This window comes from Streptomyces zaomyceticus (assembly GCF_014656215.1).
Lineage (GTDB): Bacteria > Actinomycetota > Actinomycetes > Streptomycetales > Streptomycetaceae > Streptomyces > Streptomyces zaomyceticus.
In genome coordinates this window covers 129,533-155,897 of the sequence record NZ_BNBZ01000015.1, presented here as the reverse complement: position 1 = coordinate 155,897, position 26,365 = coordinate 129,533, and the positions used below count along the sequence as shown (strand labels likewise).

General features: G+C 73.7%; 23 protein-coding genes. 8 read left to right on the top strand and 15 right to left on the bottom strand.

The window, feature by feature from the left end; all coding sequences use genetic code 11:
- Positions 1-269 precede the first annotated feature (269 nt).
- Both IE311_RS20770 and IE311_RS20765 read left to right on the top strand, forming a co-directional pair.
- Positions 270-1,544 (top strand): VWA domain-containing protein, encoded by a 1,275-nt coding sequence (locus IE311_RS20770; RefSeq protein ID WP_189833242.1) that lies wholly within the window; start codon positions 270-272, stop codon positions 1,542-1,544.
- Positions 1,544-2,380: a hypothetical protein gene (locus IE311_RS20765; RefSeq protein ID WP_189833241.1), complete on the top strand. Its 837-nt coding sequence runs from the start codon at positions 1,544-1,546 to the stop codon at positions 2,378-2,380. Before IE311_RS20770 ends, IE311_RS20765 begins: the two co-directional genes overlap by 1 nt.
- Before the next feature lie 120 nt (positions 2,381-2,500).
- On the opposite strand, the gene IE311_RS20760 is transcribed toward IE311_RS20765, so the two are convergent.
- On the bottom strand, positions 2,501-3,745 hold the full coding sequence (locus IE311_RS20760; protein WP_189833240.1) for an MFS transporter: 1,245 nt from the start codon (positions 3,743-3,745) through the stop codon (positions 2,501-2,503).
- A 63-nt stretch (positions 3,746-3,808) separates the two neighbouring features.
- Between IE311_RS20760 and IE311_RS20755 the strand changes: the two genes are divergently transcribed.
- Positions 3,809-4,183, top strand: a complete 375-nt coding sequence (locus IE311_RS20755) for a MerR family transcriptional regulator (protein WP_189833239.1) — start codon at positions 3,809-3,811, stop codon at positions 4,181-4,183.
- A gap of 87 nt (positions 4,184-4,270) precedes the next feature.
- Here the strand turns inward: IE311_RS20755 and IE311_RS20750 are convergent, their stop codons facing one another.
- The 3 genes from IE311_RS20750 to IE311_RS36785 all read right to left on the bottom strand — a co-directional run bounded on the left by IE311_RS20750 (position 4,271) and on the right by IE311_RS36785 (position 7,675).
- Positions 4,271-4,750: a (2Fe-2S)-binding protein gene (locus IE311_RS20750; protein WP_189833238.1), complete on the bottom strand. Its 480-nt coding sequence runs from the start codon at positions 4,748-4,750 to the stop codon at positions 4,271-4,273.
- Between the two features lie 14 nt (positions 4,751-4,764).
- Positions 4,765-7,161 carry a molybdopterin cofactor-binding domain-containing protein gene (locus IE311_RS20745; protein WP_229902051.1) on the bottom strand — a complete coding sequence of 799 codons (2,397 nt, stop codon included), beginning with the start codon at positions 7,159-7,161 and terminating at the stop codon, positions 4,765-4,767.
- A 166-nt stretch (positions 7,162-7,327) separates the two neighbouring features.
- A complete protein-coding gene (locus IE311_RS36785; protein ID WP_229902050.1) occupies positions 7,328-7,675 on the bottom strand; it encodes a hypothetical protein in 348 nt (115 codons plus the stop codon).
- A 185-nt stretch (positions 7,676-7,860) separates the two neighbouring features.
- Between IE311_RS36785 and IE311_RS20735 the strand changes: the two genes are divergently transcribed.
- Together IE311_RS20735 and IE311_RS20730 are read left to right on the top strand one after the other, a co-directional pair.
- On the top strand, positions 7,861-8,730 hold the full coding sequence (locus IE311_RS20735; protein WP_229902049.1) for a type 1 glutamine amidotransferase: 870 nt from the start codon (positions 7,861-7,863) through the stop codon (positions 8,728-8,730).
- 78 nt (positions 8,731-8,808) lie between these two features.
- Positions 8,809-9,246, top strand: a complete 438-nt coding sequence (locus tag IE311_RS20730; RefSeq protein WP_189833237.1) for an OsmC family protein — start codon at positions 8,809-8,811, stop codon at positions 9,244-9,246.
- Between the two features lie 44 nt (positions 9,247-9,290).
- On the opposite strand, the gene IE311_RS20725 is transcribed toward IE311_RS20730, so the two are convergent.
- Entirely contained in the window at positions 9,291-10,127 is an 837-nt protein-coding gene (locus tag IE311_RS20725) for an RraA family protein (RefSeq protein WP_189833236.1), read from the bottom strand.
- A 219-nt stretch (positions 10,128-10,346) separates the two neighbouring features.
- Here IE311_RS20725 and IE311_RS20720 point away from each other — a divergent pair, with 219 nt between their 5' ends.
- Together IE311_RS20720 and IE311_RS20715 are read left to right on the top strand one after the other, a co-directional pair.
- Positions 10,347-11,843: an APC family permease gene (locus tag IE311_RS20720; RefSeq protein ID WP_189833235.1), complete on the top strand. Its 1,497-nt coding sequence runs from the start codon at positions 10,347-10,349 to the stop codon at positions 11,841-11,843.
- Position 11,844: 1 nt separating this feature from the next.
- Positions 11,845-12,261 (top strand): universal stress protein, encoded by a 417-nt coding sequence (locus IE311_RS20715; protein WP_189833234.1) that lies wholly within the window; start codon positions 11,845-11,847, stop codon positions 12,259-12,261.
- Between the two features lie 51 nt (positions 12,262-12,312).
- Here the strand turns inward: IE311_RS20715 and IE311_RS20710 are convergent, their stop codons facing one another.
- The 3 genes from IE311_RS20710 to IE311_RS20700 form a co-directional block, all read right to left on the bottom strand.
- Positions 12,313-14,553, bottom strand: a complete 2,241-nt coding sequence (locus tag IE311_RS20710; protein WP_189833233.1) for a sulfatase-like hydrolase/transferase — start codon at positions 14,551-14,553, stop codon at positions 12,313-12,315.
- A 223-nt stretch (positions 14,554-14,776) separates the two neighbouring features.
- Positions 14,777-16,219: a carboxylesterase/lipase family protein gene (locus tag IE311_RS20705; RefSeq protein ID WP_189833232.1), complete on the bottom strand. Its 1,443-nt coding sequence runs from the start codon at positions 16,217-16,219 to the stop codon at positions 14,777-14,779.
- 131 nt (positions 16,220-16,350) lie between these two features.
- Positions 16,351-17,574 (bottom strand): MFS transporter, encoded by a 1,224-nt coding sequence (locus tag IE311_RS20700; RefSeq protein ID WP_189833231.1) that lies wholly within the window; start codon positions 17,572-17,574, stop codon positions 16,351-16,353.
- A 351-nt stretch (positions 17,575-17,925) separates the two neighbouring features.
- Here IE311_RS20700 and IE311_RS20695 point away from each other — a divergent pair, with 351 nt between their 5' ends.
- Complete coding sequence (locus IE311_RS20695) at positions 17,926-18,291, top strand: hypothetical protein (protein ID WP_229902048.1); 366 nt, start codon at positions 17,926-17,928, stop codon at positions 18,289-18,291.
- Here the strand turns inward: IE311_RS20695 and IE311_RS20690 are convergent.
- From IE311_RS20690 to IE311_RS20660, 7 genes are all read right to left on the bottom strand, one after another.
- Complete coding sequence (locus IE311_RS20690) at positions 18,282-18,629, bottom strand: nuclear transport factor 2 family protein (RefSeq protein ID WP_189833283.1); 348 nt, start codon at positions 18,627-18,629, stop codon at positions 18,282-18,284. The genes IE311_RS20695 and IE311_RS20690 overlap by 10 nt on opposite strands.
- 89 nt (positions 18,630-18,718) lie before the next feature.
- Positions 18,719-19,228: a DinB family protein gene (locus tag IE311_RS20685; RefSeq protein WP_189833229.1), complete on the bottom strand. Its 510-nt coding sequence runs from the start codon at positions 19,226-19,228 to the stop codon at positions 18,719-18,721.
- 83 nt (positions 19,229-19,311) lie between these two features.
- Positions 19,312-21,651: an arylsulfatase gene (locus tag IE311_RS20680; protein ID WP_189833228.1), complete on the bottom strand. Its 2,340-nt coding sequence runs from the start codon at positions 21,649-21,651 to the stop codon at positions 19,312-19,314.
- Positions 21,648-22,577 (bottom strand): formylglycine-generating enzyme family protein, encoded by a 930-nt coding sequence (locus IE311_RS20675; RefSeq protein WP_457853427.1) that lies wholly within the window; start codon positions 22,575-22,577, stop codon positions 21,648-21,650. Before IE311_RS20675 ends, IE311_RS20680 begins: the two co-directional genes overlap by 4 nt.
- Entirely contained in the window at positions 22,574-24,562 is a 1,989-nt protein-coding gene (locus IE311_RS20670) for a dipeptide ABC transporter ATP-binding protein (RefSeq protein WP_189833226.1), read from the bottom strand. The genes IE311_RS20675 and IE311_RS20670 overlap by 4 nt, the downstream gene beginning before the upstream one ends.
- A complete protein-coding gene (locus IE311_RS20665; protein ID WP_189833225.1) occupies positions 24,559-25,416 on the bottom strand; it encodes an ABC transporter permease in 858 nt (285 codons plus the stop codon). The genes IE311_RS20670 and IE311_RS20665 overlap by 4 nt, the downstream gene beginning before the upstream one ends.
- A 3-nt stretch (positions 25,417-25,419) precedes the next feature.
- Entirely contained in the window at positions 25,420-26,364 is a 945-nt protein-coding gene (locus IE311_RS20660; protein WP_189833224.1) for an ABC transporter permease, read from the bottom strand.
- Position 26,365 lies beyond the last annotated feature (1 nt).

Below are 26,365 nucleotides of genomic sequence, written 5' to 3'. Positions count from 1 at the left end.
ACCTCCGATAGCGGGTCCGCAGCGCGGGGCATCCCGTCGTCACACGACGCGTTGTCCCCCGTACCTCGGCTGAACGCCACTCGTTCGGGCCCGGATCATTTCGCCCTTACCCCCTGCCCATTCCAGAGCAGCACCCCGCAATCCTGATCGCAAGTCGGCAGGCCGGCGGGCTCGGCGGGCCGCTCGGCTCCCCTCCTCCCGCCGTGTCCCGGGTCTGAGCGACCACCCCCCGTTTTGGATTGTCGGAGGATCATCAATACGATCCGGCGATGATCACGAGAAAACGGCTGGCGACCGGGGCCTGCGCGCTGCTCGCCGCCCTGAGCGTCGCGCTCCTGCCGACGAGCGCGACCGCCGACGAGCCGGTGGCGAAGGAATCCCCCAAGGTCGAGCTGGTCCTCGACGTCAGCGGCTCGATGCGGGCCAAGGACATCGACGGCAAGTCCCGGATGGCCGCGGCCAAGCAGGCCTTCAACGAGGTCCTCGACGCGGTGCCCGAGGAGGTCCAGCTGGGCATCCGCACCCTGGGCGCCGACTACCCCGGGCAGGACCGCAAGCGGGGCTGCAAGGACACCCGGCAGCTGTACCCGGTGGGGCCGCTCGACCGGACCGAGGCCAAGACCGCCGTGGCCACGCTGGCCCCGACGGGCTGGACACCGATCGGCCCGGCGCTGCTCGGCGCGGCCGAGGACCTGGAAGGTGGTGAGGCCACCCGCCGGATCGTGCTCATCACGGACGGCGAGGACACCTGCGCCCCGCTCGACCCGTGCCAGGTGGCGCGGGAGATCGCGGCGAAGGGCATCCATCTCGTCATCGACACCCTGGGCCTGGTGCCGGACGCCAAGACCCGGCAGCAGCTCACCTGTATCGCGGAGGCGACCGGAGGCACGTACACCTCGGTCCACCGCACCGAGGACCTCTCCCGCCGCGTCCGGCAGCTCGTCGACCGCGCCGCCGACCCGGTCGTGACTCCGGTCGCCACCGAGGGCGCGGTGCGGTGCGCCGACGCGCCGCAGCTCAAGCCCGGTCTGTACACCGACCGCGAGGCCTTCGGTCAGCACCGCTGGTACCGGGTGGACCTGCTGCCCGGTCAGGAACTCCGCGCCTCCGTCAGCGTGTCGGCCGACCGTGCCGTCAACAACGACTACGGGGTGCTGCTCCGGGCCGTCACCAAGCACGGACGGGAGATCGTCCGCGGCTCCGAGGCCGGCGACGGGCGCACCGATGTGATCTCGACCGGACTGCGCTACCCGAAGCCGGAGCTCGACGACGAGCCTGGTGACGCCAAGCCCGCCGCCGAGACCGTCTGTCTCCAGATCAGCAACTCGTTCTCCGCTCCCCCGTCGGTCAAGACGACCCCGGGCATGCCGATCGAGCTGACGGTCGACGTCGTCGACGGCCCGTCGGCCGCGTCGGACGTGGCCTCGTTCGGCCTCGGCCGCGGCTGGTGGCTGCTCGGCGCGCTGGTCCTCGTCGGCTTCGTGGCCGGTCTGCTCTGGGGCTGGCTGTCCCGCTGGCGCGTCGCTGTCTGGAGGACCAACTGATGCGTACCGTACGTATGCTCGCCGCGGCCGCGCTCACGGGCGCCGCTCTCCTCGGTCTCGCGGCTCCGGCCGCCCTGGCCGACTCCCCCACCGCCACGGCGAACCCCGACGACACCCGCTCCACCTCGGGGCCGACGGAGGCGGGCACCACCTTCCGTACCGCCGCGCGGTTCCTTCCCGGACAGCAGGCCACGGCGCAGGCCGCCACGGGTGACTACCTGTACTGGGTGTTCCCCGCCGACGTCGGCCAGAGGCCGACGGTGAACGCCACCGTCACCCTGCCCGACGCGGCCCTGCGGCACGGGCCCGCCGTCTGGCGGGTCGACGTGTACGACGGGCTGCGGCGGCGCCAGCCGTGCATGTACGGGACCCAGTCCCGTACGGCGGCCGAGGAGACCGCGACCGTGGAGCTGGCCTGTGTGCTGCGGCCGGTCCGTGCCTCGGCCGACGCCTGGGCCGACGACCCGCTGCCGGGCAGCTACTACGTGCGGCTGACCGTCACCTCGCTGCCTGACGACGACCTCGGCCAGCCGTTCACCGCCCGGATAGGGGTGAGCACCGTCGACAAGGGCGGCGCCTACGCCACGGACGGCTCGCTCGCCGCGCCGCTCGTGCCCGGGGCGACCACCGCCGACCAGGCGGAGGCCGATGCCGACGCCGGCCGGCCCTCGGCCGTCGAGGCCGCGGCCCCGGAGGACGGCTGGTCCTCCGGCTGGTGGTCCGACCGCTGGCTGTGGACGGGAGCGGGTGGCGTTCTCGCGGCCCTCGCCGGGATCGGTGGCTACGTGCTGACGCGCGGTACGGGCCGCCCGCCCCGCGTTCCGCCCGCCGCCTGACCCGTTCCGGAACGGACGAAGGCCCCCACCGCATCGGCGCGGTGGGGGCCTTCGGCCGTTCCGGGATCCCGTGCGAAGGGGCTCGGCGAGCGTCCGGACACGGTCCGGGGTCGACCGGATTCACCGGATTCGCCCGTGGGCCGGGAATCCGTGGGCACGGGCGCCCGCCACGATCGCCACCACCGGGACCAGCACGACGAGCACACCCAGGGTCAGGGCTCCCGCGCCGAACGCGTCGAGCAGTACGCCACCGGCGATGCCGCCCGCCGCCATCGCCGCGTTCCAGAGGCTGACGAGCATCGTCTGGGCGGTGTCGGCGTGGTCGCCGCCCGCGTCGGCGACGGCCGTCTGCAGCAGGGTGGGCGCACCGCCCCAGCCGAACCCCCAGAGAGCGGCGGCCGTCAGGACGAGCGCAGCGCTGTCGGCCGGGACGGCGAGCACGGCGGCGGCCACGGCGATGAGGACGGTGCCGCCCAGGGTCAGGCTCCGGAGCCTGCGGTCGATGTGCCGGCCGGTGAACCAGATTCCGGCGAGCGAGGCGGCACCGAAGACCAGCAGGACGAGACCGGTGGAGTCGGCGAGGCCGCGATGGCCGAGGTAGGCGGCGACATAGGTGTAGAGGACGGTGTGGGCCAGGACGAGCGTGACCGTGACGGCGAGCACCGGCAGGACGCCGGGCACCCGCACGGTCCGGGCGATCGGGGCGCGCCCGCCCCGTGCTTCGCCTGGCAGGTCGGGGACGGCGAGGGCGATCCAGCCGAGGAGCCCGGCGGCGATCACGGTCATGGCGGTGAAGGCGACACGCCACCCCACGGCTTCGCCGAGGAAGGTTCCGGCGGGGACGCCGAGGGAGAGCGCCAGGGGGATACCGGTCATGGCGACGGCGACGGCCCTGCCCTGGAGGTGCGGTGGGGCGATACGGCGGGCGTATCCGGCGAGCAGGGCCCAGGCGAGGCCCGCCGCGACGCCGGCGAGGAACCGGGCGCCCATGGTGAGGGCGTACGAGGAGGAGACGGCGGTGACGGTGTTGGCGACGGCGAATCCGGCGACCGAGGTGAGCAGCAGGCGCTTGCGGCGCCATCCCGCGGTGCGGGCCGCCAGGGGGACGGCGGTCAGAGCCGTGCCGAGGGCGTAGACGGTGACCGCCTGACCCGTCGCGGCCTCCCCGACGCCGAGGTCGGCGCTCATGGCGGGCAGCACACCGGCGGGGAGGGTCTCGGTGAGGCTGGTGACGAAGACCGCGGTGGCGAGGGCGAGCAGTGCGGCGAGGGGCAGTCGGCCGGAGGGTGCAGTGGTGTTGTCGGGGGTCGCTGATGTGGTGGCGGGCACGTCTGAACGGGCGGCCGCTGTCGTGTCGTTGGGCATGGATCTATGCTCGAACCCTCACATTGGTGTGAGGGTCAAGCGAGTCCCGGGAGGGGGCTTCCCATGCGGATCGGGGAACTGTCGGAGCGCACCGGAACACCACGTCGTCTGCTGCGCTACTACGAGGAGCAGGGACTCATCGTCGCGGACCGGCTGCCGAACGGCTACCGGGTCTACGACGGGTCGAACGTGGACCGGGTCTTGCAGATCCGGGGCCTGCTGGATGCCGGTCTGCCGACCCGGATCATCAAGCAGATTCTTCCGTGCCTCAACAAACCGCGGATCATCCACTTCCCCGACGCCACACCGGAGATGCTGGCCACCCTGGAGGACGAGCGGGACCGGATGACCGAGCGGATCCGCTGCCTCACCCGCAACCGGGACGCGGTGGCGGAGTATCTGGCAGCGGTGCGGGAGACGCCGGCGCCGTCCGTCTGACCTGTTCTCAGGACATGCCGCCGGCGCCGTCCGCCCGGCCGTCCCGCTCGGGGCGTCCCGGCGGCGCCGTCCACCGGACCGCTGCTGTCAGGACATTCGGGCGGCGCCCTCCAGAACGGCCTGCCGGATGCGGTGGTAGGTCCCGCAGCGGCAGATGTTGCGGATCGTGTCGAGGTCGGCCTCGGTGATCTCGCGCCCGGCCTCCCGGGCCCGGCGGACCTCCGCCACGGCGGTCATGATCTGCCCGGGCTGGCAGTAGCCGCACTGGGCGACGTCGAGGTCGAGCCAGGCCTCCTGCATCGGGTGGAGCTCGCTCCCGACGGTGTCCGGGAGACCCTCGATCGTGGTGACCTCGTCGTCCTGCGCGAGGTCCTCGACGGGCACGGCGCAGGGTGTGAACGCCTTGCCGTTGAGGTGGCTCGTACAGGCCCGGCAGACGCCGACCCCGCAGCCGTACTTGGGGCCGGTGACGCCGAGGACGTCCCGGAGGACCCAGAGGAGCCGGACGTCGCCCTCGACGTCCGCGGTGACGGCCTTGCCGTTCAGGATGAAGGTGTACTGCGGCACGGATGCTCCAGGTCTCAGAGTGCGCGGTCGCGGCCGTCGGTCGGCGAGGCGGGGACGGGCGGGACGGTCGGCAGGGGGGTGAAGGCGAGCGGATCGGCGTGGTTGACGGGGAAGACCGTCGGCATCGTGCCGGTGGCCCGGCCGTAGGCGCAGGCGACGGCCGCCATGGCGCCGGCCACGGCCAGCTCGCCCGCGCCGCCGGGCTTGTCGCCGGTCGGGGGCATCACGATGATCTCCAGCTCGGGCGGGGTGTTCCACTGCCGGGTGTAGAAGTACTGGTCCCAGCTGCCTTCGAGGAAGTGCCCGTCGCGCAGATGGAGGCCGGAGGTGAGGGTGACGGCGATGGCGTCGGAGATGCCGCCCATCATCTGGGCCTCCAGGCCGCGCGGGTTGACGGCGAGGCCGACGTCCACGGCGCAGACCACCTTGGTCACCCGTGGTCCGGTGACCGCGCCGGGGATCTTCCGGCCGGTGGTCCCGGGGCGGCAGTCGATCTCGGCGAGCATCGCGACGGCGGAGTGGTACTCGGTGTGGACGGCGATGCCCTGGGCGGTGCCGGCGGGCATGCTCCTGCCCCAGTCCCCCACCTCGGCGACCTTGTCGAGGACGGCGCGGGCCCGCGGGTCCTTCATGAGCCGGCGGCGGAACGCGTACCCGTCCTGGCCCATGCGCTTCGCCAGTTCGTCCATGACGAGCTCCTGCGCGCAGCGCACGTTGGGCGAGTAGATGTTCCGCATGGAACCGGTGTTGAAGCCCTTGTCGGTCTCGGACAGCAGCTGGGTGGTGACGCCGAGGTGGTAGGGGCTGATCTGGGTGAGCTGGAACATCGTCTCGGAGAAGGCGAGATCGGCGACGGGCAGCCGAGCCGCCTCCGCCGTGAGGACCTCGCCGATGCCGTGCCCGAAGTCGGTGGCGACGGAGGTGTGGCGCTGCTCGTACGTGAGGACCTCACCGAGGGTGTACGTGGCGCGGACCCGGGAGGTGGACATCGGGTGCGTACGGCCCTGGCGGAAGTCGTCGGTGCGGTGCCACATCAGCTTCACGGGCCTGCCCATGGCCCGGGAGATCTCGGCGGCCTCGTGGGCCGCGTCGTGGAAGAGCTTGCGGCCGAAGGAGCCGCCGCCTTCGGTGACATGGACGCGGACGGCGGAGACCGGCAGTCCCAGCTCGAGCGCGATCTTCTCCTGGGCGACGATCGGGGCCTTGAGCGAGGCCCAGATCTCCGCCGAGTCCTCCCGCACGTCGGCGATCGCGCAGTTGGTCTCCAGGGCCGCGTTGCTGGCGAAGTGGAAGGTGAACCGTGCGTCGACCGCTTTGGTGAGCAGCGGCAGCGGCGGCACCACCAGGGGGAGTTCGGCCTTGCGGAGCTTCGCAAGGACGGTGGCGTCGGAGGCGCCTTCGGCGGTGCCGGGCCCCCAGTCGACCCGGAGGGCGCGCACCGCGTCGATGCACTGGCCGAAGGTGCGGCCGCGGACGGCGACGCCGGTGGAGACGGTGACGACGTCGGTGACGCCGGGCATGGCCCGGACCTCGGCGAGATTGGCGACCGAGCGGACCGTGCCGTTGATGGTCGGCGGGCGGCAGACCATGGTGGGCAGGGCGTCCGGGACCTGGAGGTCCATCGCGAACTTCTTGCGGCCGGTGACCGCGTCGAGGGCGTCGACGCGGCGCTGCCCGGTGCCGATGACGCGGAATCGGGCGCGGTCCTTGAGGGTGACCGCCACGGCGGTGTCGGACAGCGCGGCGGCCTTCGCGGCGAGTTCGCCGTAGCCGAGCAGCGCCCCGGCCGGGGAGAGGACGGCACCGGCCTTGGTGGTGAGGGTGGAGACGGCCTCACCGAGGACGAGGGAGGCGGCCTGCAGCAGCCGGCCGCGGGCGACGGCGGCGGCGACGCGGAGGGGGGTGTAGGTGGAGTAGGTCGTGTTGGAGCCGCCGGTCAGCTGGTTGAAGAGCAGCTCGGGCCGGGCGTCGGCGAGCGTCACCTTCACCTTGTCGAGGGGCAGGTCGAGTTCCTCGGCGACGATCATGGCGCTGGAGGTGGTGACGCCCTGGCCGACCTCGGCGCGCGGAAGGGCGAAGTGGGCCGTCCCGTCGGCGTCGAGGCGGATGGTGATGAGGTGGCTGGTGGGCAGGGCCGCGAGGGTGAGGAGCTCGTTCAGATCGAGGAGTTCGGCGGGTCCCGGCAGGGACGGGACGAGCGCGGGGGCCGCCGCGGCGGCCTCCGCCGGCGCGAGGGCCTCGACGCCGAGCCGGGCGGCGACGGTGAGGGTGGGAGCGGCGAGGACGTACCCGAGGAATCGTCGGCGGCCGATGCCGGGCGCGTCGCCGCCGTCCGTGCTCCCGGGCCGGGCGGTCCCGTCCCCGGTGCCGCTCTTGGGGTGGTCGTCCCGCACGGGGTGCCGCCTCGCCATTCGGTGTGCCCTTCGTCATGGCCCGGCGCCGCGCGCCGGCCTCAGCCTCCTCGGATGCGTTGATCATCGCTCATGTGGGCGGCCTTCGGAGGCCGTTCGTCCGGGCGGTTGTCAGGTTGCCGTCAAGGATCGACCTCGCCCCGCCACCAGGTGCCGGTACGGCCGGTCACCGGACCGCGTCGCGGAGGGGCCGCCGGCCGCCGGGCCCGTCGAGTCGGCGCGCGTGGAGCGGGAACCGCACGCCCAGGAGAGGACGCCGCAGGCCTTCCTCCCGGCGCGCGAGCCGCGCGACCGAGCCGGGGCGACGCAGCGCGCCCGTACGGAGCTGGGCGGGTGAGATCCGGGCGCGCTGGCCGCCGCCCGCGATCAGGGCGTTGACGGAGGCCATCGGGTCGCCACCCACCGACCGGGCGATCAGGGCCCCGAGCACCACCGGGGCCAGGGCGACGGCGAGGGCCGTGCCGGTGGCGGTCACGTGCTGGAGAGGGCGGGCGCGCCGGGCGTCGGAGGTCATGGTGACAGTTCAGCAGCCGACGGGAGCCCGCCGTATCGGCCGAGGTACTCAGGCGTGCGCACGGGGGTACTCAGTCGCGCTCGCGCGGAGGCCCCGAGGGGTGCCGTACGGGCCCTGATTCGGCGATCCTCTGGGAACGCGACCGGGCGCACCCGGGGGGGGCAGAACGTGGAGGCGGGACAACCGTGACTGTGGAGACGGCGGAGACGGCGGAGACGGCGGAGAAGGTGGAGAAGGCAGGGACGATCGAGGTGGCCGAAGCCCGCCGGATGCGGGCGGCGGAAGGATCCGCGCCCGCTCCGGCCGTGCTGGTGGTGCAGCACGAGGAGGACGCGGGCCCCGGACTCGTCGGCAGCCACCTGGTGCGCACCGGCCTCCGCCTCGACCTGGTGCGCGCCTGGGAGGGCGAGCCCCTCCCGGCCGACCTGCGCGGTCACGCCGGACTGCTGGTCCTCGGCGGATCCGTGAACTGCGAGGCCGACGAGGCCGCTCCGTGGCTGCCCGGGGTCCGGGCGCTCGTACGCGAGGCCGTGGCCGGGGAGACACCGCTGCTGGGGATATGCCTGGGCGGCCAGATCGTCGCCCACGCGCTGGGCGGTTCGGTCGCCGTACGGCCCCAGGGCCCGGAGGTGGGCGCGGTGCCGCTGCGGAGGCTGCCGGCCGTGTCGGACGACCCGGTGTTCGGCGAGGTGCCGGACGGGGCCGTGGCGGCCCAGTGGCACTGGGACGAGGTGGACCGGCTGCCGTCCGGGGCGGTGCCCCTGCTGACCGGCGACGACTGCCCGCACCAGGCCTTCCGGGTCGGGCGGACGGCGTGGGCGGTGCAGTTCCACCCGGAGGTGGACGGGGACGCGGTCGCGGAGTGGGCGCTCGCCGACGCGGAGCTCGTACGCGAGGCCGGCGGCGACCCGGGCGCCGCGGTCTCCTCGGTGCGCGAGGCGGAACCCGAACTCCGCTCGGTCTGGGGCGCCGTGTCGGAGGCGTGGGGGGCGGTGGTGCGGGCCCGTGCGCTCGCCCCGGCATCCCGGCGCGTCGACGTGGCCGGGAGGGGGTAGTGGGGTTGCCCGGGCGGGCGACCGTACCGTACGGGGGAGCACACGAGCACCAGCACCAGCGTTGAGGAGATCGCCGTCATGGCCGACTACCGGATCGAGACCGTCCGCACCGGGTACCGGAACTGGACCGCCCGTAACGACCGGGGCGCGGAGGTCCGGATGGCCGCCGCGGACGACGCCGACGCCCAGCCCTCTTTCACACCGGTCGAGTTGCTGCTCGCGGCGATGGGCGGCTGCGGCGGACTCGTCGTGGACCGGACCGCGCGGGCCGTGGACCACGACGACCTGAAGATCGTGGTCGAGTCGGTCTCCGGTCCGGAGGACGACGGGCGGGTGGGGCGCATCCGGGTGAGCTACGAGTTCGAGCTGCCGGACAACAACCCGCGGGCGGCCGAGGTGTTCGCCCGCGGGGTGCGGCTGACCCACGAGAAGTTCTGCACGGTGAGCCGGACCGTGGAGCACGGCGCGCGCGTGGAGGCGATCCTGCCGGACGGCACCGTCGGGTTCGAGGGCTGACGCCTCCCGGGCCGGATCGCCCGCCGGTCACCGGACCGGCGGGCTCACTCCTCGATCGCGCCGCCGGTCCGGCGCAGGTGCTGCCGGAAGGTGTACGAGGGGTCTTCGGCCCGGCCCGCCAGATAGGCGTCGAACCGGGTCTGGGCCCGGAGCGTCTCCCCCGCCCTGATACGGCGGGCCTGTTCGCGCTCCGTGCGGAAGAGGTCCCGGGCCGTCTCCAGGACGGCCGCCGCGCGGTCGGCCGTCACGAAGAGCACCCCGTCGTCGTCCCCGAGGACGATGTCGGCCGCGGTGACCCGGTGTTGGCCGAACCGGGCCGTGGTCAGCGCGTCCGGGTCACGGGGGTCGAGGCGTACCGGTCCGGGCGCGTGCCGTCCGTACGAGAAGACGGGGAGCCCGATCTCGACGAGGTCGGGGGTGTCGCGGTGCAGGCCCCAGACGACGACCCCGGCGACTCCGGCCGCTTCCGCCTCCAGGACGGCGAGGTCGCCGATGCAGGCCTCGTCGCGACGGCCCGCGTTGTCGATGACGAGGACGTCACCGGGCCGGGCACGGGTGAACGCCTCCAGGAAGACGTCGACGCTGCCGTAGTGCCGGACGGGCAGGGCCCGGCCCGCGACGCGCTGCCCGTCGACGACGGGCAGGATTCCCGCGGGCGCGGCGCGCAGCGGTTCACCGAGGCGCACACACGCGTCGGCGACGAGCGGCGTGGAGAGACCGGCGAAGTCCGAGGGGTCGACGGAGTCTCCGGGGCGGATGGAGTCCCCGGCGTCGACCGAGACTCCGGAAGGGGTGGAGTCTCCGGAACGGACCGAGTCTCCTGAACGGGTGGAGTCTCCGGGGCGGCCGGAGACCGCGGGGTCGGCGAAGTCCTTCTGCATCGGGCGTTCCGTTCTTCGGCGGGTACGGTACGGCGGCCGCGCGATGCTATCGGGCGCCCGGCGTACGTACGTCCCGGCCTCGCCGGGAGGCCGCCCGGTCGGCCGTCTCCTGGCGTGCGACCGGCGCCCGGTCTCCCTACCATGAAGGAAATACGCCTCTCTGTTGCGTACGGGGTGCCCGTTCAGGGCGCTGACCAGGCGGAACCGGAGCGAGGGAACATGGCCGCAGAGGATGCCGCACCCGAAGGCAGGCCCCCGGGCCTGAAGGCGAACGCGATCGGTTTTGTCGACGCCCTCGTCATCGGGCTCAATTCGACCTCCCCGGCGTACTCCCTCGCGGCCGTCATCGGCCCCATCGTCGCTCTCGCCGGGATCTACGCGCCCGGCGTGATGTTCGCGTCCTTCATCCCGATGCTGCTCATCGCGTCGGCGTTCTACTACCTGAACAAGGTCGACCAGGACTGCGGCACGACCTTCTCCTGGGTCACCCGCGCCATGGGCCCCTGGGCCGGCTGGCTGGGCGGCTGGGCCATCGCGATGACCGGTGTCCTGGTCGTCGGCTCGCTCGCCGATGTGGCCGTGAGCTTCGCGCTCCTCTCCTTCGGCCTCGACAGCTGGGTGGACAACGCCTTCGTACGCCAGTCGCTCACCGTGCTGCTGATCCTGGTGATGACGGCCGTCTGCGTCATCGGCACCGAGCTCTCGGCCAAGGTGCAGAACGTCCTCATCCTCGCGCAGGTCGCGTTCCTGCTGATCTTCGTGGGTGTGGCGCTGTACAAGGTGTACGCGGGAACGAGCGCGTACGACTCGGTCGAACCCTCCCTGAGCTGGCTGAACCCCTTCGGCGCAGGTGGCGCGGCGCTCACGGGCGGGCTGCTGCTCGGCGTCTTCATCTACTGGGGCTGGGAGTCGGCGGTCAATCTCACCGAGGAGGTCCAGGACTCCGCGACGGCGCCCGGCAAGGCGGGCATCTGGTCGACGGTCATCCTGCTGATCACCTACGTGTCGGTGGGGTTCGCGGTCGTCGCGTACGCCGGACCGGCGTTCCTGGCGGAGAACGCGGGCGAGGAGGAGTTCATCTTCGCCCAGCTCGCCACCGACGTCCTCGGCGGCTGGGACTGGGTCCTGCTCCTGGCGGTCTCCACCTCCGCCATCGCCTCCACCCAGACGACGATCATCCCGGCGTCGCGGACCGCCCTGTCCATGGCCCGCCGCCGTGCGCTGCCCACGCACTACGGGCACATCAGTCCGCGCTTCCGGACCCCCGACGTGAGCACCTGGTGGGTCGCCGGCATCGCCATCGGCTGGTATCTCGTGGTGAACCAGATCAGCGCCAACGCCCTCTTCGACTCGCTGACGGCGCTCTCGCTGCTCATCGCCTTCTACTACGCGCTCACGGGGATCGCCTGCGCGGTCTACTACCGGCGCCATCTCTTCGAGAGCGTCCACAACTTCCTGCTGATCGGCCTCGGCCCGCTGGTCGGAGCCGGTCTGCTGACCTGGCTCCTGGTGAGGTCGGTCTCCGACATGTCCGATCCCGCGAACTCGTACAGCGGCACCTCCTGGTTCGGCCTGGGACCGCCGCTCGTCATCGGTATCGGCATCGCCCTCACCGGGGTGGTCGTGATGATCGTGTGGCGGCTGCGGGCGCCCGCCTTCTGGGAGGAGCGGCCGAGCGTGGTCGATCCCGATCTGGTGCACGGCAAGGAGCACTGAGATGTCGGTCGTCCTCGGTTACGACGAGTCCCCCGGCGCCGCCCGCGCGCTGCGCATCGCGGTCGAGGTGGCCGCCGCGTTCGACGAACAGCTGGTGCTCGTCTACGGGGCGGCCGCCCCCGGCCCCCTGGGCGAGGAGTACCGCTCCCACTACGAGGCCATCCGTCAGATCGGCCGGTCCGGCCTCGAACACGCGGTCACGGAGGCCGACCGGGCGGGTGTGCCGACCGTCGTCGAGGTGCTCGACGACAAGCCGGCCCAGGCCCTGATCGACGCGGCGACCCGCCACTCGGCCCGCGTCATCGTGGTGGGCAGCTGGGGCGAGAGCCCGATGCGCGGCGCGCTCCTCGGCTCCACGCCCCACAAACTCCTGCACATGTCGACCGTGCCGGTGCTCTGCGTCCCGCCGGAGCTGTGACCGGCCGGGACCGATCGGGGTCGTGAAGGCGGCCGGGGCATCCGGGTCGCGTCACATCCCCTGGACGACCGTGACCCGGGCCAGGGCCCAGGACGTGTGGTCGAAGGACGTCCTGGCGTTGGCGTCCGTCACCTCGAGCCGCAGGACCCGGACGCCCCGGACGTCCACGTCCACCGGCACGGGACCGCCCGCGGCGGTCAGGACGGGGGTGGTGAGGAGGGCACGGTCGTCGCCGTACACGGTGGCGCGGGTGGCACCGACGGAGCTCTGGCGGGCCGAGAAGTCGTCGATGCCGACCAGCGCGGTGAAACGGTCCCCGGCGCCGCCCAGATGGAAGGCGACATCGCTGGGGGCGTGGACGCCGAGCCCCTTGGCGTAGGTGGTGCCTCGGAAGGCGATCGGGGTGCCGTCCCCGGCGGCGTTCTTGCCGTTGGAGCTGTCGCGTTCGACAGGGCCCCAGCCGTTGACGGCGTGGATCCAGGGAAGGTCGGAGAGATAGCTGTCGCGGGTCGGGGCCGGGGGCGGGGTGGTGACAACACCCGTGGCCGGGTACCGCACCGGGCCGCCGGGGGCGAGGGCGGTGCCCTCGGCGGTGAGTGTCCACGGCGTCGCCGCGGGGGCTCCGACGGGCGGGGTGACCTGCCAGCCGGCGGTGAGCGCCGCACCGGGGGCGAGCTGCCCCGCGGTGGTCGCCGTGGTGGCCCGCACGGTCCAGCCGGCCGGTGCGCGCAGGGTGACGGCGGAGGAACTCCACGCCCGCGCGGAGCCGTTGGCGAGCGTGGCGGTGACCGTGAGGGGCTGTCCGGGTACGGCGAGCCGGGGCGCCGTCAGGGACGTCCCGAAGGCGCCGCGCGGGTACTGCTCCTGCCAGGAGGACCGCATGAGCGCGACCAGTTCGGCGACCCGTGCGGGGTGCCGGGAGGCGAGGTCGGAGCTCTCGCCGGGGTCGGTGGCCAGGTCGTACAGCTCGACCTGCCACTGGTCGTCGGGCAGCGTGCGGTCGCGAACGGGGGCGAACCGGACCGCCTTCCAGCGGTCCCTGCGGAGCGCCTCCGCGAGCCAGGTGGCCCGCTGCCGGTCCTGGGCGTCGGCGCGGGCGGTGACGCCCCGCTCGTCGCGGAACCAGTAGAGGTGGTCGTGGCGGGCGGCGGGCGCGCCTCCGGTGAGCAGGGGCGCGACCGACAGCCCGTCCACGTCGGAGGGCGCGGGGGCGCCGCCGAGGTCGGCGAGGGTGGGGAGGAGGTCGGTGAGCGGGGTCGGGCGGTCGCTCGTGCCGGGCCGGACCCGGCCGGGGCCCCAGGCGATGAGGGGGACGCGGACGCCGCCCTCGTACAGGTTGCGCTTGTAGCCCCGCAGCGGACCGTTGGCGTCGAACAGGTCGGGATTGACGCCGCCCTCCTCGTGAGGGCCGTTGTCGCTGGTGACGAGCAGGATCGTGTCGTCCTCCAGGCCGAGGGCGCGCAGCCGGTCGACGATGTCGCCGACGAGGGCGTCGAGGAGGCTCACCTGCGCCGCGTGCCCCTTGTTGGCGGCGCTCCAGCTCCTGGAGGCGTACGCGCCGGTGTCGGGGATGTCGCTGGGGGCGTGGGGGACGGTGGGGGTCAGCAGCAGGAGGAACGGTTCGGCCGCGTGGCGGTCGAGGAAGTCGAGCGCCCGCTGCCTCAGCAGGTCCGGTGCGTAGGCGCCCTTGGCGCCGCCCGCGTTGGCTGCGATCGGCTCCTTGACGCCGTTGTGCCAGAGGTACGCGGGGTAGTACTGGTGGGCGTGGCCGTGGTCGATGTAGCCGAAGAACTCCTCGAACCCGCGGGCGTTGGGGTGGCTCTCCTGGTCGGCGCTCTCCGGCCCGAAGCCCCACTTGCCGATCACACCGGTGCGGTATCCGCGGGCCCCGAGCACCTGGGCGAAGGTGGTGTCGGTGGCGGTGAGGGAGCCCTGTGCCCCGGACGGGTTGGCGCGCACGGTCGCGTGCCCGGTGTGCAGACCGGTGAGGAGCGAGCAGCGGGAGGGGGCGCAGACGGCCGCCGTCGAGTACGCGTCCGTGAACCGCAGCCCTTCGGCGGCGAGCCCGTCGACGCGGGGGGTGGTGATGAGCTTCTGACCGTACGCGCCGAGTTCGCCCCACCCGAGGTCGTCGGCGAGCACGACGACGAGATTCGGCGGGCGGGTCGTGTCCTCCGGTGTCCGCGCCGCGGCGGCGGAGGCCGTGGGCGCTCCGCCGGCGCCGGACACGGGCAGGGCACCGAGGCCGAGGGTGGCTGCGGACCCGGCGAGGAAGCGGCGGCGGCTGGACATCGGAGGCTCCTTGGGCAGGACGGCGGTCGCGGCGGACTCCACCGGCCCGCACGGACGGCCGAGGGCGGCCCGGTGGCGGCTCGGCGGACGGCGTGCCGGGGGCGGACGAGGGCCTGTCGTCGCGCCCCCGGCACGCAGTCGATCATCGGCTCACCCGTCCCCGCGGACCATGCACGGCGCATGAAGAACGTGTGACGCGGTGCCCGGCGCCGCTGCCTCCCCCTCAGTCGAGCCAGAGGGCGCGGACCCGCCCCACCGGGTCCGACGCGATCCGGGGCTCCGCGTCCCAGATCATCGTGGCGCGCTTCCCGGCCGTGTAGCGGGGCCAGCCAGGACCCGGGTCCTGGTCGGTCACGAAGGCGACCCAGGCCTGGTGCAGGGCGTCGGCGAGCTCGCGTGGCGGCGCGTCGCCCGCGACGGCCGTGACACCCTCGGCGTCGAGGAGATCGAAGGCGAACGGCAGGTCCAGGCAGTGGAGGGCGAGCCCCGAGAGCGGTGAGCGCCAGGTGAACTCGTAGAGCCAGGTGGGCCGTTCCCGCGCGGCGCGGGCGTCGGCGACGGCGAGGTTCGGGGCGCGGAAGGTCGCGTCGGTCAGCGCCTGGCCGAAGATCCGCTCCGGGCCGTCCTCCCCGTACGCCTCGATGAGGGCCTCGGCCCGCACGGGGTCGAGGCCGAGGCCGCCGAGCAGCACGGGCAGGGGCGGTGCCTCGGGTCCCGGTGCGGGAAACATCGTGAACTCGTGCTCGGTGAAGCCGAGCATCAGCGGCACGTCCGCGCCCGCCTCGCCCGTCGTGAGGGCGTCGAGGGTGGGGAGGGGGATCAGCTCGCCGTCGGCGAAGGGCGCGAGGACCAGCATGGGCGGCAGGCCCTCGCGGTCGGGCCCCGGCTCGGCCAGCCGGTCCTGGAGGGCGAGGATCTCGTCGTCGCCGAGGTCGCGGAGGGCGGCGGCGGTGGCCGGCAGGCCGGTGCGGGAGGTCAGGAGGCGGGAGGCGGCACGGGCGGTCTCGGGGCCGTCGGGCCGCGGGACCGCGCCCGAGACCGAGAGGGCCCCTCGGAACAGGCCACGGGCGGTGGGGACGGCGAGGAGGGTCTGGACGGCGCCGCCGCCCGCCGACTGTCCGGCGACGGTGACCTTGGCGGGGTCGCCGCCGAAGGCGGCGATGTTGTCCCTGACCCATTCCAGGGCGGCGATCCAGTCTCGTACGCCCCGGTTGTCGGGGGCGTCCTCCAGGTGCAGGAAGCCCTCGATGCCGAGCCGGTAGCCCACCGAGACGAGGACTACGCCGTCCCGGTTGAAGGCGGCCCCGTCGTACCAGGGGCTGGCCGCCGAGCCCGCGACGTAACCGCCGCCGTGGATCCAGACGAGGACGGGCAGCGCGGCGGCGGGGTCGGTGTCGGGGGTGAAGACGTTGAGGTTGAGGACCGCGGCGCCGGGGACGGAGGGCTCGGGGATGGTGGTGATCTCGGCGAAGGGGCGGCGCTGGGCCGTCGGCCCGTAGACGGTGGCGTCCAGCGGCTCCGACCAGGGCTCCGGCGGTACGGGCGCGGCGAAGCGAAGGTCGCCGACGGGAGGCCGCGCGTACGGGATGCCCAGGAAGCGGAGACTGCCGTCGGCGCGGCGCTCGCCGCGGACGGGCCCGCGGGCGGTGGTGACGGTGGTGCTCATGGGTGCTGCTCCTTCTGCACGGGGGCACACGGGTTCGGCACGGAGGCGCACGGGTTCCGCGCGGGGCACACGAGCCCGGGGAAGGAGCCTGTCACCGGCTACTTACACGTGTCAATCCCACGTCGGTCGCGTCAGTCGCGCACCGCCGCGCTCACCTCGCGCCGGGGAAGGAGCAGCGGTGTCGCCAGCAGCAGCACGCCCGCCAGGGCGATCGCGGCCCGGGGCCCGACGGCGACGGCGAGCAGTCCCCAGAGCGCGGTCAGCCCCGCGATGCCCGCCTTCGTGGTGACGGACCAGGCGACGAGGGTACGGGCGATCCGGTCGGTCGCCGTCAGGTCGAGGCGGTGGGCGGCGAGCACCGGGTTGAACACGGCCGAGCAGGTGATCAGCGCGAGTTCGACACCCATCACGAGCAGCAGTCCCGTCACACCGGGGTGGACGAAGGCCAGCCCGACGGGCCAGCACACGCGCAGCACGCCCGCGGTCAGCAGGACCCGGTGCCGGCCGAAGCGTGCGACGAGCTGTGGGGCGAGCCGGGAGCCGACGAGCCCGCCGACGCACGGGACGGCGAAGGCGAGTCCGTACTGCCAGGGAGCGAAGCCGAGCGGACCCAGCATGAGCACGGCGAGGAGCGGAGCGGTCGCCATGATCAGGCCGTTGACCAGCACGACGTTGAAGAACAACGGGCGCAGCACGGGGTGGCCGAGGATGTGCCGCCATCCTTCGAGGAGGTCGCCGGCCCCCAGACGTCTCCCGTGCGCGCGGACCGGCGGGGACTCGCGCTTCCTGATCGCGCGGATGCCCGCGGCCGAGAGGACATAGCTCAGGGCGTCGACGACGACCACCACCACCGGGCCGAACAGCGCGACGAGGCCGCCGCCGAGCGGCGGTCCGAGCACGGTGGCGGTCCAGGTGGTGGATTCGAACCGGGCCTGCGCGACGACCCGGTGCTCCGGCGGGACGAGCGCCTTCAGGAACGCGCCGGAAGCCGCGCCGAAGGTGATGTCCGACGCGGCGACGACGACGGAGACGAGCAGGAGCTGGGCGAAGGAGAGCCGGTCCAGCGCGTACGCGCAGGCGATGCTGAGCAGCGCCGCACACCGGACGAGGTCCATGGCGATCATCACGGGCCGCTTGCGGCGGAACTCGACCCAGGGGCCGAGCGGCACTGCGACCGCCGCACCCACGGCGGCTCCGACGGCGGCCAGCGCGGCCACTTCGGCGGTCCCCTTGTGCAGCACGGTGATCGCGAGCAGCGGAAAGGCGTTGAAGGCGACCCAGGTGCCCAGGGTGCTCGCCGCGTAGGCCGCCCACAGCCGTCCGAAGTCCCGTCCCAGGGACACCCCGCCCGCCATACCCGCGCTCCTCTCGCCGACCGGACACACAACCACGCGCCGACCACCGACACCAAGCCGGGCCCGGCAGAGCCGAGCGAGCCGGGCCGAGCCCTGCCGAACGAGCCGGGCCCGGCCCTGCCGTGCGAGCCGCGCCGAGCCGGGTCGCACCTCGCCGGGCTTCCTCGCCTCGCCTCCCCTCACCGGGGGACGAACCAGGACCCCGGCCCGGTCGGTGCGGGCTGAGCGCCCGCCGACCGGGAGGCCGACATCCGGACACCCGCCCGGGACGCGGCCCCGCGCGCCGCGTCCCGGGCCCTAAAATCGGAGCGCACGTACGGACGGGCGGGTCCAGGGGGAAGGCGGCCGGTGATGAGGTGGGGCCCCGATGCGGTCGTGGGGGTGCTCGTCGTCCTGCTCGGCGTGGGACTCGTGACCGCCGGTGTGGTCTGGAAGGGGCGGGCGGTCCGGCCGTTCGCGGCCTCGCGGGCGCGGTCGGTGGCGCAGCGGGAGTACGCCCGCGATCTCCAGCGTGCCGCCGACCAGGTGATCGCGGCGGCTCGCCGGTCCGCCGGCGAGGGCGAACCGGCGATCGTCACCGTCGAGGCGGTGGTCCGGGCGACCCGGGACCGCTACGGGTACGCCGGGGTGGAGCGGCGGCACGCGGCGGCGGCGCTGCGCCGTCGGTACGAGCACGGGCGCTGCGCGGTCGACTGCGTCACGGACGCCTACGGCTGATCGTCGCTCCCGGGGACGGGCGTTCCCTGGTGGTAGTACAACCGCAGGCCCGCGCCGGCCGGCGCGGCGGGGTCGCGGCGCCAGAGCGAGCTGCGCCGGGCCCGGTGCCCGTCGTGGAGCGTCTCGTAGGTGAGGTGGACGAGGCCGGGTGCGAGGAGCGTCCCGGCGAGGGCCGTCGGCGTGTACGGCGATCCCTCCTCGTCGCTGCCGGCCATCTCCGGGAGCTCGGCGAGCATCTCCTCGTACGTCCAGCGGCGTCCGGAGGCACCGACCTCGACGAACTCCGGGTCGAGCAGCTCTGCCGCGAGCGTCCGGGAGACGCGTACGGCCGGGTCCATCAGGGCCAGTTCGCCGGCGATGGCCTCGGCGACGTCGGGGTCGCCGGGGGCATCGGGGTCGTCGGGAGTGGCGGACGCGGGCACGCGGGTCACTCCCCCGTCGTGCCGTCGAGGCGTTCGCGCAGCAGGTCGGCATGGCCGTTGTGCCGCGCGTACTCCTCGATCATGTGGGCGAGGACGTAGCGCACGGAGTACGTCTCCCCCTCGTGGGTTCCGGTGACGTCGAGGGAGCCGGCCGCGGCCACGATCGCGCGGGAGCGCGCACACTCCTCGCGCCAGATGGCGAAGGCCTCGTCCACGTCGGCCTCGTCCACGTCGAAGTCGGCCCAGTCGGTGGAGCCGGGCGGAGTCCAGGGGCTCTGGCTCCGCTCGCCGTTGAGGGTGTTGCGGAACCAGCCGCGCTCGACCTCGGCGAGATGGCGGACGAGACCGAGGAGGGACAGCGCCGAGGGGGTGACCGCCCGTTCCTTCAGCTGGTCGGGGGTGAGTCCCGAGCACTTCAGGGCGAGGGTGTCGCGCTGGAAGTCGAGCATGGCCGTGAGCGTGGCGCGTTCGTCCCCGGTGTACGGCACGGACGTGCGGTGATCTTGGAGCGTCATACGGGCATTGTGCCGTCCGAGCGGGCGGGCGGCCCGTGGATTTCCCCGGGCCGCCCGTCCGTCCGGCCAGGCCGGCGAGTGCGCTACTCGAAGGCCGCGGCGGCCTCCTGGAGCGCGGCGGCGACGACCTCGGGCGCGTCGGGGCCCGGGGCGCCGGGCCGGTAGGTCACCGAGCGCAGACGGCCGGTGAAGCGGAAGGAGCGGTGGCGTTCGAAGAGGGGCCAGGAGACGGGGGACTTGCGGTCGACTCCGACGCTGATGCCCTGGAAGGGGGCCATGCCGATCAGCTGGTGCACGCTGTCGGGCGAGGCGCGGTGTGCGCCGTCCACGGTGAGGGTGAACCGCCAGCGCAGCCCCTCCTCCGCCGTGGCGGCGAGGAGGATCTCGTGCGGTCCGGGACCGAGGGGTCCGGCATCGGTCTCGTGGAGGGTGCCGTACTCGTTGTACGCGAGGACCAGCCGACCGTTCTCGACGTACAGGCTGTAGCCGCCGCCCTGGTCGCCGTGGGAGACCAGGACGCCGTCTCCCGTCTCGTCGACGGCCACGGCGATCTCGAAGGAGCGCAGGGAGACGAGCCGCGAGGAGCGGTAGCGCTCCAGCTCCGGCGTGCCGGGCAGCAGCGTGACGGGGCGGGCGAGCCGCTCGTCGGCGGGGTTCCGGCGGGCGAGTGCTCCGCTGTGGTCGGGCAGCGGGAAGACGCCGTTGCGCCAGGCGGCTTCCTCCCAGGCGGCGGAGAGCTCCTTGACGAGCTCGGGGAGCCCGGCCGCGAGGTCGTGGATCTCGGTGGGGTCGGTCCGGATGTCGTACAGGGCCCACTCTGAGTCGTCGTAGGGGGCGCCGGGCCGGTGGAGGGTGACGAGTTTGTGGCCGTCGCGGTAGTGGCTGCGGTTGCCGGTCATCTCGCAGTACTGCTCGGGGTGGGTGGAGGCGTGGGCGGGGTCGGCGAGGACGGGGGTGAAGCTCGTTCCGTCGGGTTCCTGGAGCGGGACTCCCCGGCGGCTCTCGGGCCGGGCGAGACCGGCCAGTTCGAGCAGGGTGGGGGCGATGTCGGTGACGTACTGGTACTGGGGGCGCAGTCCGCTCGTGATCCGGCCGTCACCGGCGCCTTGTGGCCAGGAGAGGACGAAGGGCACCCGCACGCCGCCGGCGTAGGTGTGGCCCTTGTAGAGGCGGAAGGGGGTGTTGGAGGCCATGCCCCAGCCCCGGGGGTAGTGGACCAGGCTGCGGGGGCCGCCGATGAGTTCGGGATCGCGGTCGACGTCGGGGTTCCAGTCGCCGGGGAGGCGGGGGTGGTGGACGAAACGGCTGAAGTAGGAACGGGTGCCTTCGGCGCCGCCCTCGCCGGTGCCTCCGTTGTCGGAGGTGAACACGATGATGGTGTTGTCGAGTTCGCCGAGCGCGGCGAGGGTGTCGGTGAGGCGGCCGAGGTTCTGGTCGATGTTGTCGACGAGCGCCGCGTAGACCTCCATGTAGCGCGCGTAGAGGCGCTGCCGGTCGAAGGTCAGGGAGTCCCAGGCGGGCACGTCGAGTCCGGCCTCGCTGTTGCGGTCGGGGAGTTCGGTGCCGGGCGGGAAGAGGCCGGCGGCCAGCTGGGCGGCGAAGCGCCGCTCGCGCAGCACGTCCCAGCCCTCGTCGTAGCGGCCGCGGTGGCGGGCGATGTCCTCGGCCTTGGCCTGGAGGGGGCCGTGGACGGCGTTGTGCGCCAGGTAGAGGAAGAAGGGCTTGTCGGGCTCGTGGGCGCGCAGCGACTTCACCATGGAGATCGCCTGGTCGGTGATGTCGTCGGTGTAGTAGTAGTCGTCGGGGAACTCGTCGATGTCCAGGGGGCTGTTGTCCCGGACGAGCTGGTGCGGGTGGAAGAGGCTGGTCAGGCCCTCCAGCACGCCGTAGTACTGGTCGAAGCCCTTCTGGAGGGGCCAGTTGGCGCGGTCGTTCGCCGCGTTGGAGGCGGAGTCGCGGACGAGGTGCCACTTGCCGACGGCGTAGGTGGCGTAGCCGCTGTCGTGCAGCAGTTCGGCGAGGGTGGGGATGTCGCCGGCGACCTCCATGCCGTAGCCGGGGAATCCGGGGTCGGAGTTGGCGACCATGGCGTAGCCGACGCGGTGCGGGTTGAGGCCGGTGAGCAGGGCCGCGCGGGCCGGTGAGCAGAGCGGCATGGTGTGGTAGTTGGTGAGCCGGACGCCCGTGTCGGCCAGGGTGTCGAGGACCGGCGTGGGGATCTCCGACCCGAAGGGCCCGATGTCGCTGAAGCCCATGTCGTCGACGAGGACGACGACGATGTTGGGGGCCTTGGCGGGCGGGGTCGTACGGGTGGGCCAGGCGGGCTCGGACTCGGCGAAGGTGCGGCCGACGCGGCCGGGGAAGCCCTCGTAGGGGTCGCGGCGGTGGGCGGTGGTGGCTTCGCGCGGGGTGCCGGTGGTCATGCGGGGGCGGATCCTTCCGGGGACAGCGAGCGGGCGGCGCGGAATCCGCCGTGGCCGGTCGAGGAGTCGGGGGTGTTGTGGGAGCGGGCGGCGACCCGGTAGCGGTTGCAGTAGGAGGTGTGGCAGAGGTAGGAGCCGCCGCGGATGACGCGCTCCCCCGGTCCGAAGGCGTCCGCGCACCACTCCCAGACGTTGCCGGAGGTGTTGTACAGGCCGAATCCGTTGGGGTCGTACGACGTGACCGGGACGGTGCCGATGTGTCCGCCGGGCCGCTCGGACCGGTGCGGGAAGGTACCGATCCAGGTGTTGCACCGCTCCCGGCCGTCGGGGGTGAAGTCGTCGCCCCAGGGGTAGCGGGCACCGTCCAGGCCACCGCGGGCGGCGTACTCCCATTCGGCCTCGGTGGGCAGCCGGACACCGGCCCAGGCGCAGTAGGCGAGGGCGTCGTCGTGACTGATGTGGACGACGGGATGGTCGGCGCGGCCCGCGAGGTCGGAGCCGGGTCCCTCGGGGGTGTGCCAGGCGGCGCCTTCGACGCCGAGCCACCAGGGCGCCCCCGCGACCGCGCCGAGGACGTGGCGTTCGGCCACGGGGTGGAGCAGCAGGTGGAAGACGAAGGAGGAGCCGAAGCGTTCGGCGTCGGTGCGGTGTCCGGTGGCCTCGACGAACGCGGCGAACCGGGCGTTGGTGACGGCGGTGGCGTCGATCGCGAAGGGGGCGACGGTCACCTCCCGCACGGGTCCCTCGCGGTCGGCGGGGTAGCCCTCGTCGAAGGCGTCGCCCATGCGGAAGGTGCCGCCCGGCAGCTCCACCATGGGGTGGAGCCTCGGGGCGGTCCGTACCCGGGGCGGCGGGAGGAGCGTGAGGGCGTCGGGACGCCCGGTGTTCCCCGTGCAGCCGCGGCCCGGTGTGCAGCAGGCGCTCATACGGACACCGCCTCGGGCGTGCGCGCTACGGACGGCCGGGCCGCGACCGGTACGGGGTCGGGCGCGGCGGCGAGCAGCGCGCGCGTGTAGGGGTCGCGGGGGCGCTCGCACAGTTCGTCGGCGCCGCCGGTCTCCACGATCCGGCCGCCGTGCATGACGGCGATGCGGTGGCTGACCTGGCGGACGACGGCCAGGTCGTGGGCGATGAAGACGAGGGCGAGCCCCAGGTCGCGCTGGAGGTCGGTGAGGAGGCCGACGATCTGGGCCTGGACGGAGACGTCGAGAGCCGAGACGGGCTCGTCGCAGATGAGGACGGCCGGTTCCGGGGCGAGGGCGCGGGCGATGCCGATGCGCTGGCGCTGGCCGCCGGAGAACGAACGGGGGTGCCGGTCGGCGGCGGCCGGGTCGAGCCCCACGAGGCGCAGGAGTTCCGCGACGCGGGCGGGCCGCTCCTCGGGGGCTCCGACACGGAAGGCCCGCAGGGGTTCGGCGACAATCTCGCCGACGGTCATCCGGGGGTTGAGGGAGGCGTACGGGTCCTGGAAGACCATCTGCACCCGGCGGCGTACGGAGTGCAACTCGGCGCGGCCGGGGCGGGTGACGTCCCGGCCGTCGAGGAGGATCCGGCCGGCGTCGGCGGGGTGGGCGTGGGCGAGGACCCGCGCGAGGGTCGACTTGCCGGATCCGGATTCGCCGACGATGCCCAGGGTCTCCCCCGCCGCGAGGCTGAGGGAGACGTCGTCCAGCGCCGTGAAGGAGCGCCGGCCGCGCCCCTTGTACGTCTTGCGGATTCCCTCGGCGGTGAGGACGACGGCCCCGGGCGCGGGCCGGTCGAGCGGGGTGGGCGGCACGGGCGGCGGCAGCGGCTCGGCCCGTTCGGCGGCCGGCAGGCAGGCGGCCCGCACGGTGTCGGTGAGGGCGACGAGCGGGGGTAGGGCGGTGTGGCAGCGGTCCTCGGCCAGGGCGCAGCGGGCGGCGAACGCGCACCCGGCGAGGGGGAGTCGCAGATCGGGCGGGGTGCCGGGGATGCCTACGAGACGGGTCCCGGAGGGGGCGGAGAGCCGGAGCACGGCGGCAAGGAGGCCCGCGGTGTAGGGGTGTCGGGGGCGGGTGAGGACTTCGGCGGTGGGCCCGTCCTCGACGACCGTGCCGCCGTACATCACGAGGACGCGCTCGCAGGCGCGGGCGACGACGCCCATGTTGTGGGTGATGAGGACGACCGCCGTGCCGGTGGTCCGGGTGAGCTCGCCGAGAAGCGTGAGGATCTGGTCCTGGACGGTGGCGTCGAGGGCGGTGGTGGGTTCGTCCGCGAGGAGGATGTCGGGTTCGCCGGCGAGGGCCATGGCGATGAGGATGCGCTGACGCTGGCCGCCGGAGAACTGGTGCGGATGGTCGTCGAGTCGGCGCTCGGGCTCGGGGATGCCGACGAGGTGGAGGAGCTCGACGGCGCGGGCGCGCCGGGCGGCCCTGTCCCGTCCGGTGCGGGGAGCGGTCTTGTCCCGTCCGGATCGGGGGACGGCGCTGTCGCCTCCGGTGCGGGGGTCGGCGCTGTCGCCTGCGGTGGCCTTGTCGCCTCTGGACGCCTTGTCGCGTCCGGCGGCCCTGTCGCGTCCGGCGTGGGCGCGGAGGACCTCGTCGAGGTGGCGGCCGATGGTGAGGACGGGGTTGAGGGCCGTCATCGGGTCCTGGAAGATCATGCCGATGCGGACGCCCCGTACGGCCCTGAGCCGGTCCTCCCCGGCGGTGACGAGGTCCTCCCCGTCGAGTCGGACGGAGCCGCCGCTGATCCGGCCGGTGCCGGGCAGCATGCCGAGCAGGGCGAGGGCGGTGGTGGACTTGCCGGAGCCCGACTCGCCGACGACGGCGAGGGTCTCGCCCCGGCGGAGCGTGAACGACACGTCCCGGACGGCGTGCAGTCCCCCGCCGTCGGGAGTGGTGAACTCGACGTCGAGGCCCTGGACTTCGAGGAGTGGCGGGGTGGTCATCGGCGTATCTCCCGGTTCAGTGCCTCGGCGGTCAGGGAGAGGCCGAGGACGAGCGCGGTCACGGTAACGAGCGGTCCGGCGGCGAAGTGCGGGGCCTGGGCGAGGTAGGGCATCGACTGGCTGAGGACGGCTCCGAGGGTGGGCTCGGGTGGGCGGACCCCCACGCCGAGGAAGCTCATCGCACCTTCGATGAAGACGGCGACGGTGAGGGAGACGGCGATCTGGACGACGAGCGGGTCGGCGGCGTTGGGCAGGATGTGCCGGGTGAGGATCCGGCGGCCCGAGGTGCCGCCGACACGCGCGGCCGTCACGTACTCCCGGCCGCTCTGGACGAGGATTCCGGTGCGCAGCAGCCGTCCGAAGACGGGGATCTCGGCGAGGGCGATGACGAGGATCACGGGGAGCCGGCCGGGACCGAGGACGGCGGTGACGGCCAGCGCGAGGATGAGCCCGGGGAACGCGAGGATCAGGTCGAAGGTGCGCTGGACGACGGTGTCGGCGATCGGGTGGGCGGCGGCGGCCAGGGCGAACAGGCAGCCGAGGACGGCGCCGAGGGGGACGGCGACGGCGATGATGCCGAGGTCGGCCCGGATGCCGTGGAGCAGCCGGGCGAGGAGGTCACGGCCGAGGTCGTCGGTGCCGAGCGGGTGCCCGGGGGTACCGGGCGGAGCGAGCGCGAGGCCGCTCTGGTCGGTGGGGCCGTGTCCGGCGAGGAGCGGAGCGAGGAGTCCGGCGAGGACGACCAGGCCGACGAGGGTGAGACCGGTGCGTCCGCGGACGGTGGCGAGGGCGGCCCGGTAGGGGTGGCGGGGCTTGCGGGCGAGCGGCGGGTGGGCCGCTGTCTGTGCGGTCATGGGTCACTCCCACCTGATCCGGGGGTCGAGCCGGGCGTGGACGAGGTCGGTGAGCAGTTGGACGAGGACGAACACGGTGACGAGGAGGAGCAGGAGGTCCTGGACGACGGGGTAGTCCCGGCGGACCAGGGCCTGTTCGGCGAGTTGCCCGAGGCCGGGCCAGGCGAAGATCGCCTCGACGAGGACGGCGCCGCCGAGGAGGTGCCCGGTCTGCATCCCGAGGAGGGTGACGACGGGTGGGAGGGCGTTCGGCAGGGCGTGCCGCCAGAGCAGGCGCCGGGGGGCGACGCCGGCCGCGGTGGCGGTGCGGACGTAGTCCTCGGCGAGTGCGCGTTCGATGCCGTCCTTGAGGTAGCGGCCGAGGACGGCGGCGCTGGGCAGGGCCAGGCAGAGCGCGGGGAGCAGCAGGTACTGGACGCCCAGGTCGGGTGCGGTGAGGAGCGGGACGCGGCCGCCCGGCGGCAGTGCGCCGAGGAGGACGGCGAAGAGGAGGACGAGGAGGACGCCGGTGACGAAGGGCGGCACGGCGAGCGCCGCGGTGGTGAGGGCCCGTACGGTCCCCCGTACCCAGCGATTGCGGGAGGTGGCGCCGAGGATGCCGAAGGCGGCGCCGAGGACGACGACGAACAGCAGCGCACCGAGGGTGAGTTCGACGGTGGCACCGAGCCCGTCGGCGATGAGGTCGGCGGTCTGCCCGCCGATCGCGTAGGACGGTCCCAGGTCTCCGGTGAGGAGGTCGCCGATCCACTGGAGGTACTGGGTGTGCAGGGGTGCGTCGAGCCCGAGGCGGGTGCGGATGGCCGCCTCCGTCTCGGGGCTCGCGTCCGGGCCCGCGAGGACGGCCGCGGGGTCGCCGGGGACGAGCCGCAGGAGGGCGAAGGCGACGAAGGAGGCGACGAGGAGGACGAGGAGGGCGGAGGGGAGTCTCCGCAGCAGGTAGCCGCGCATC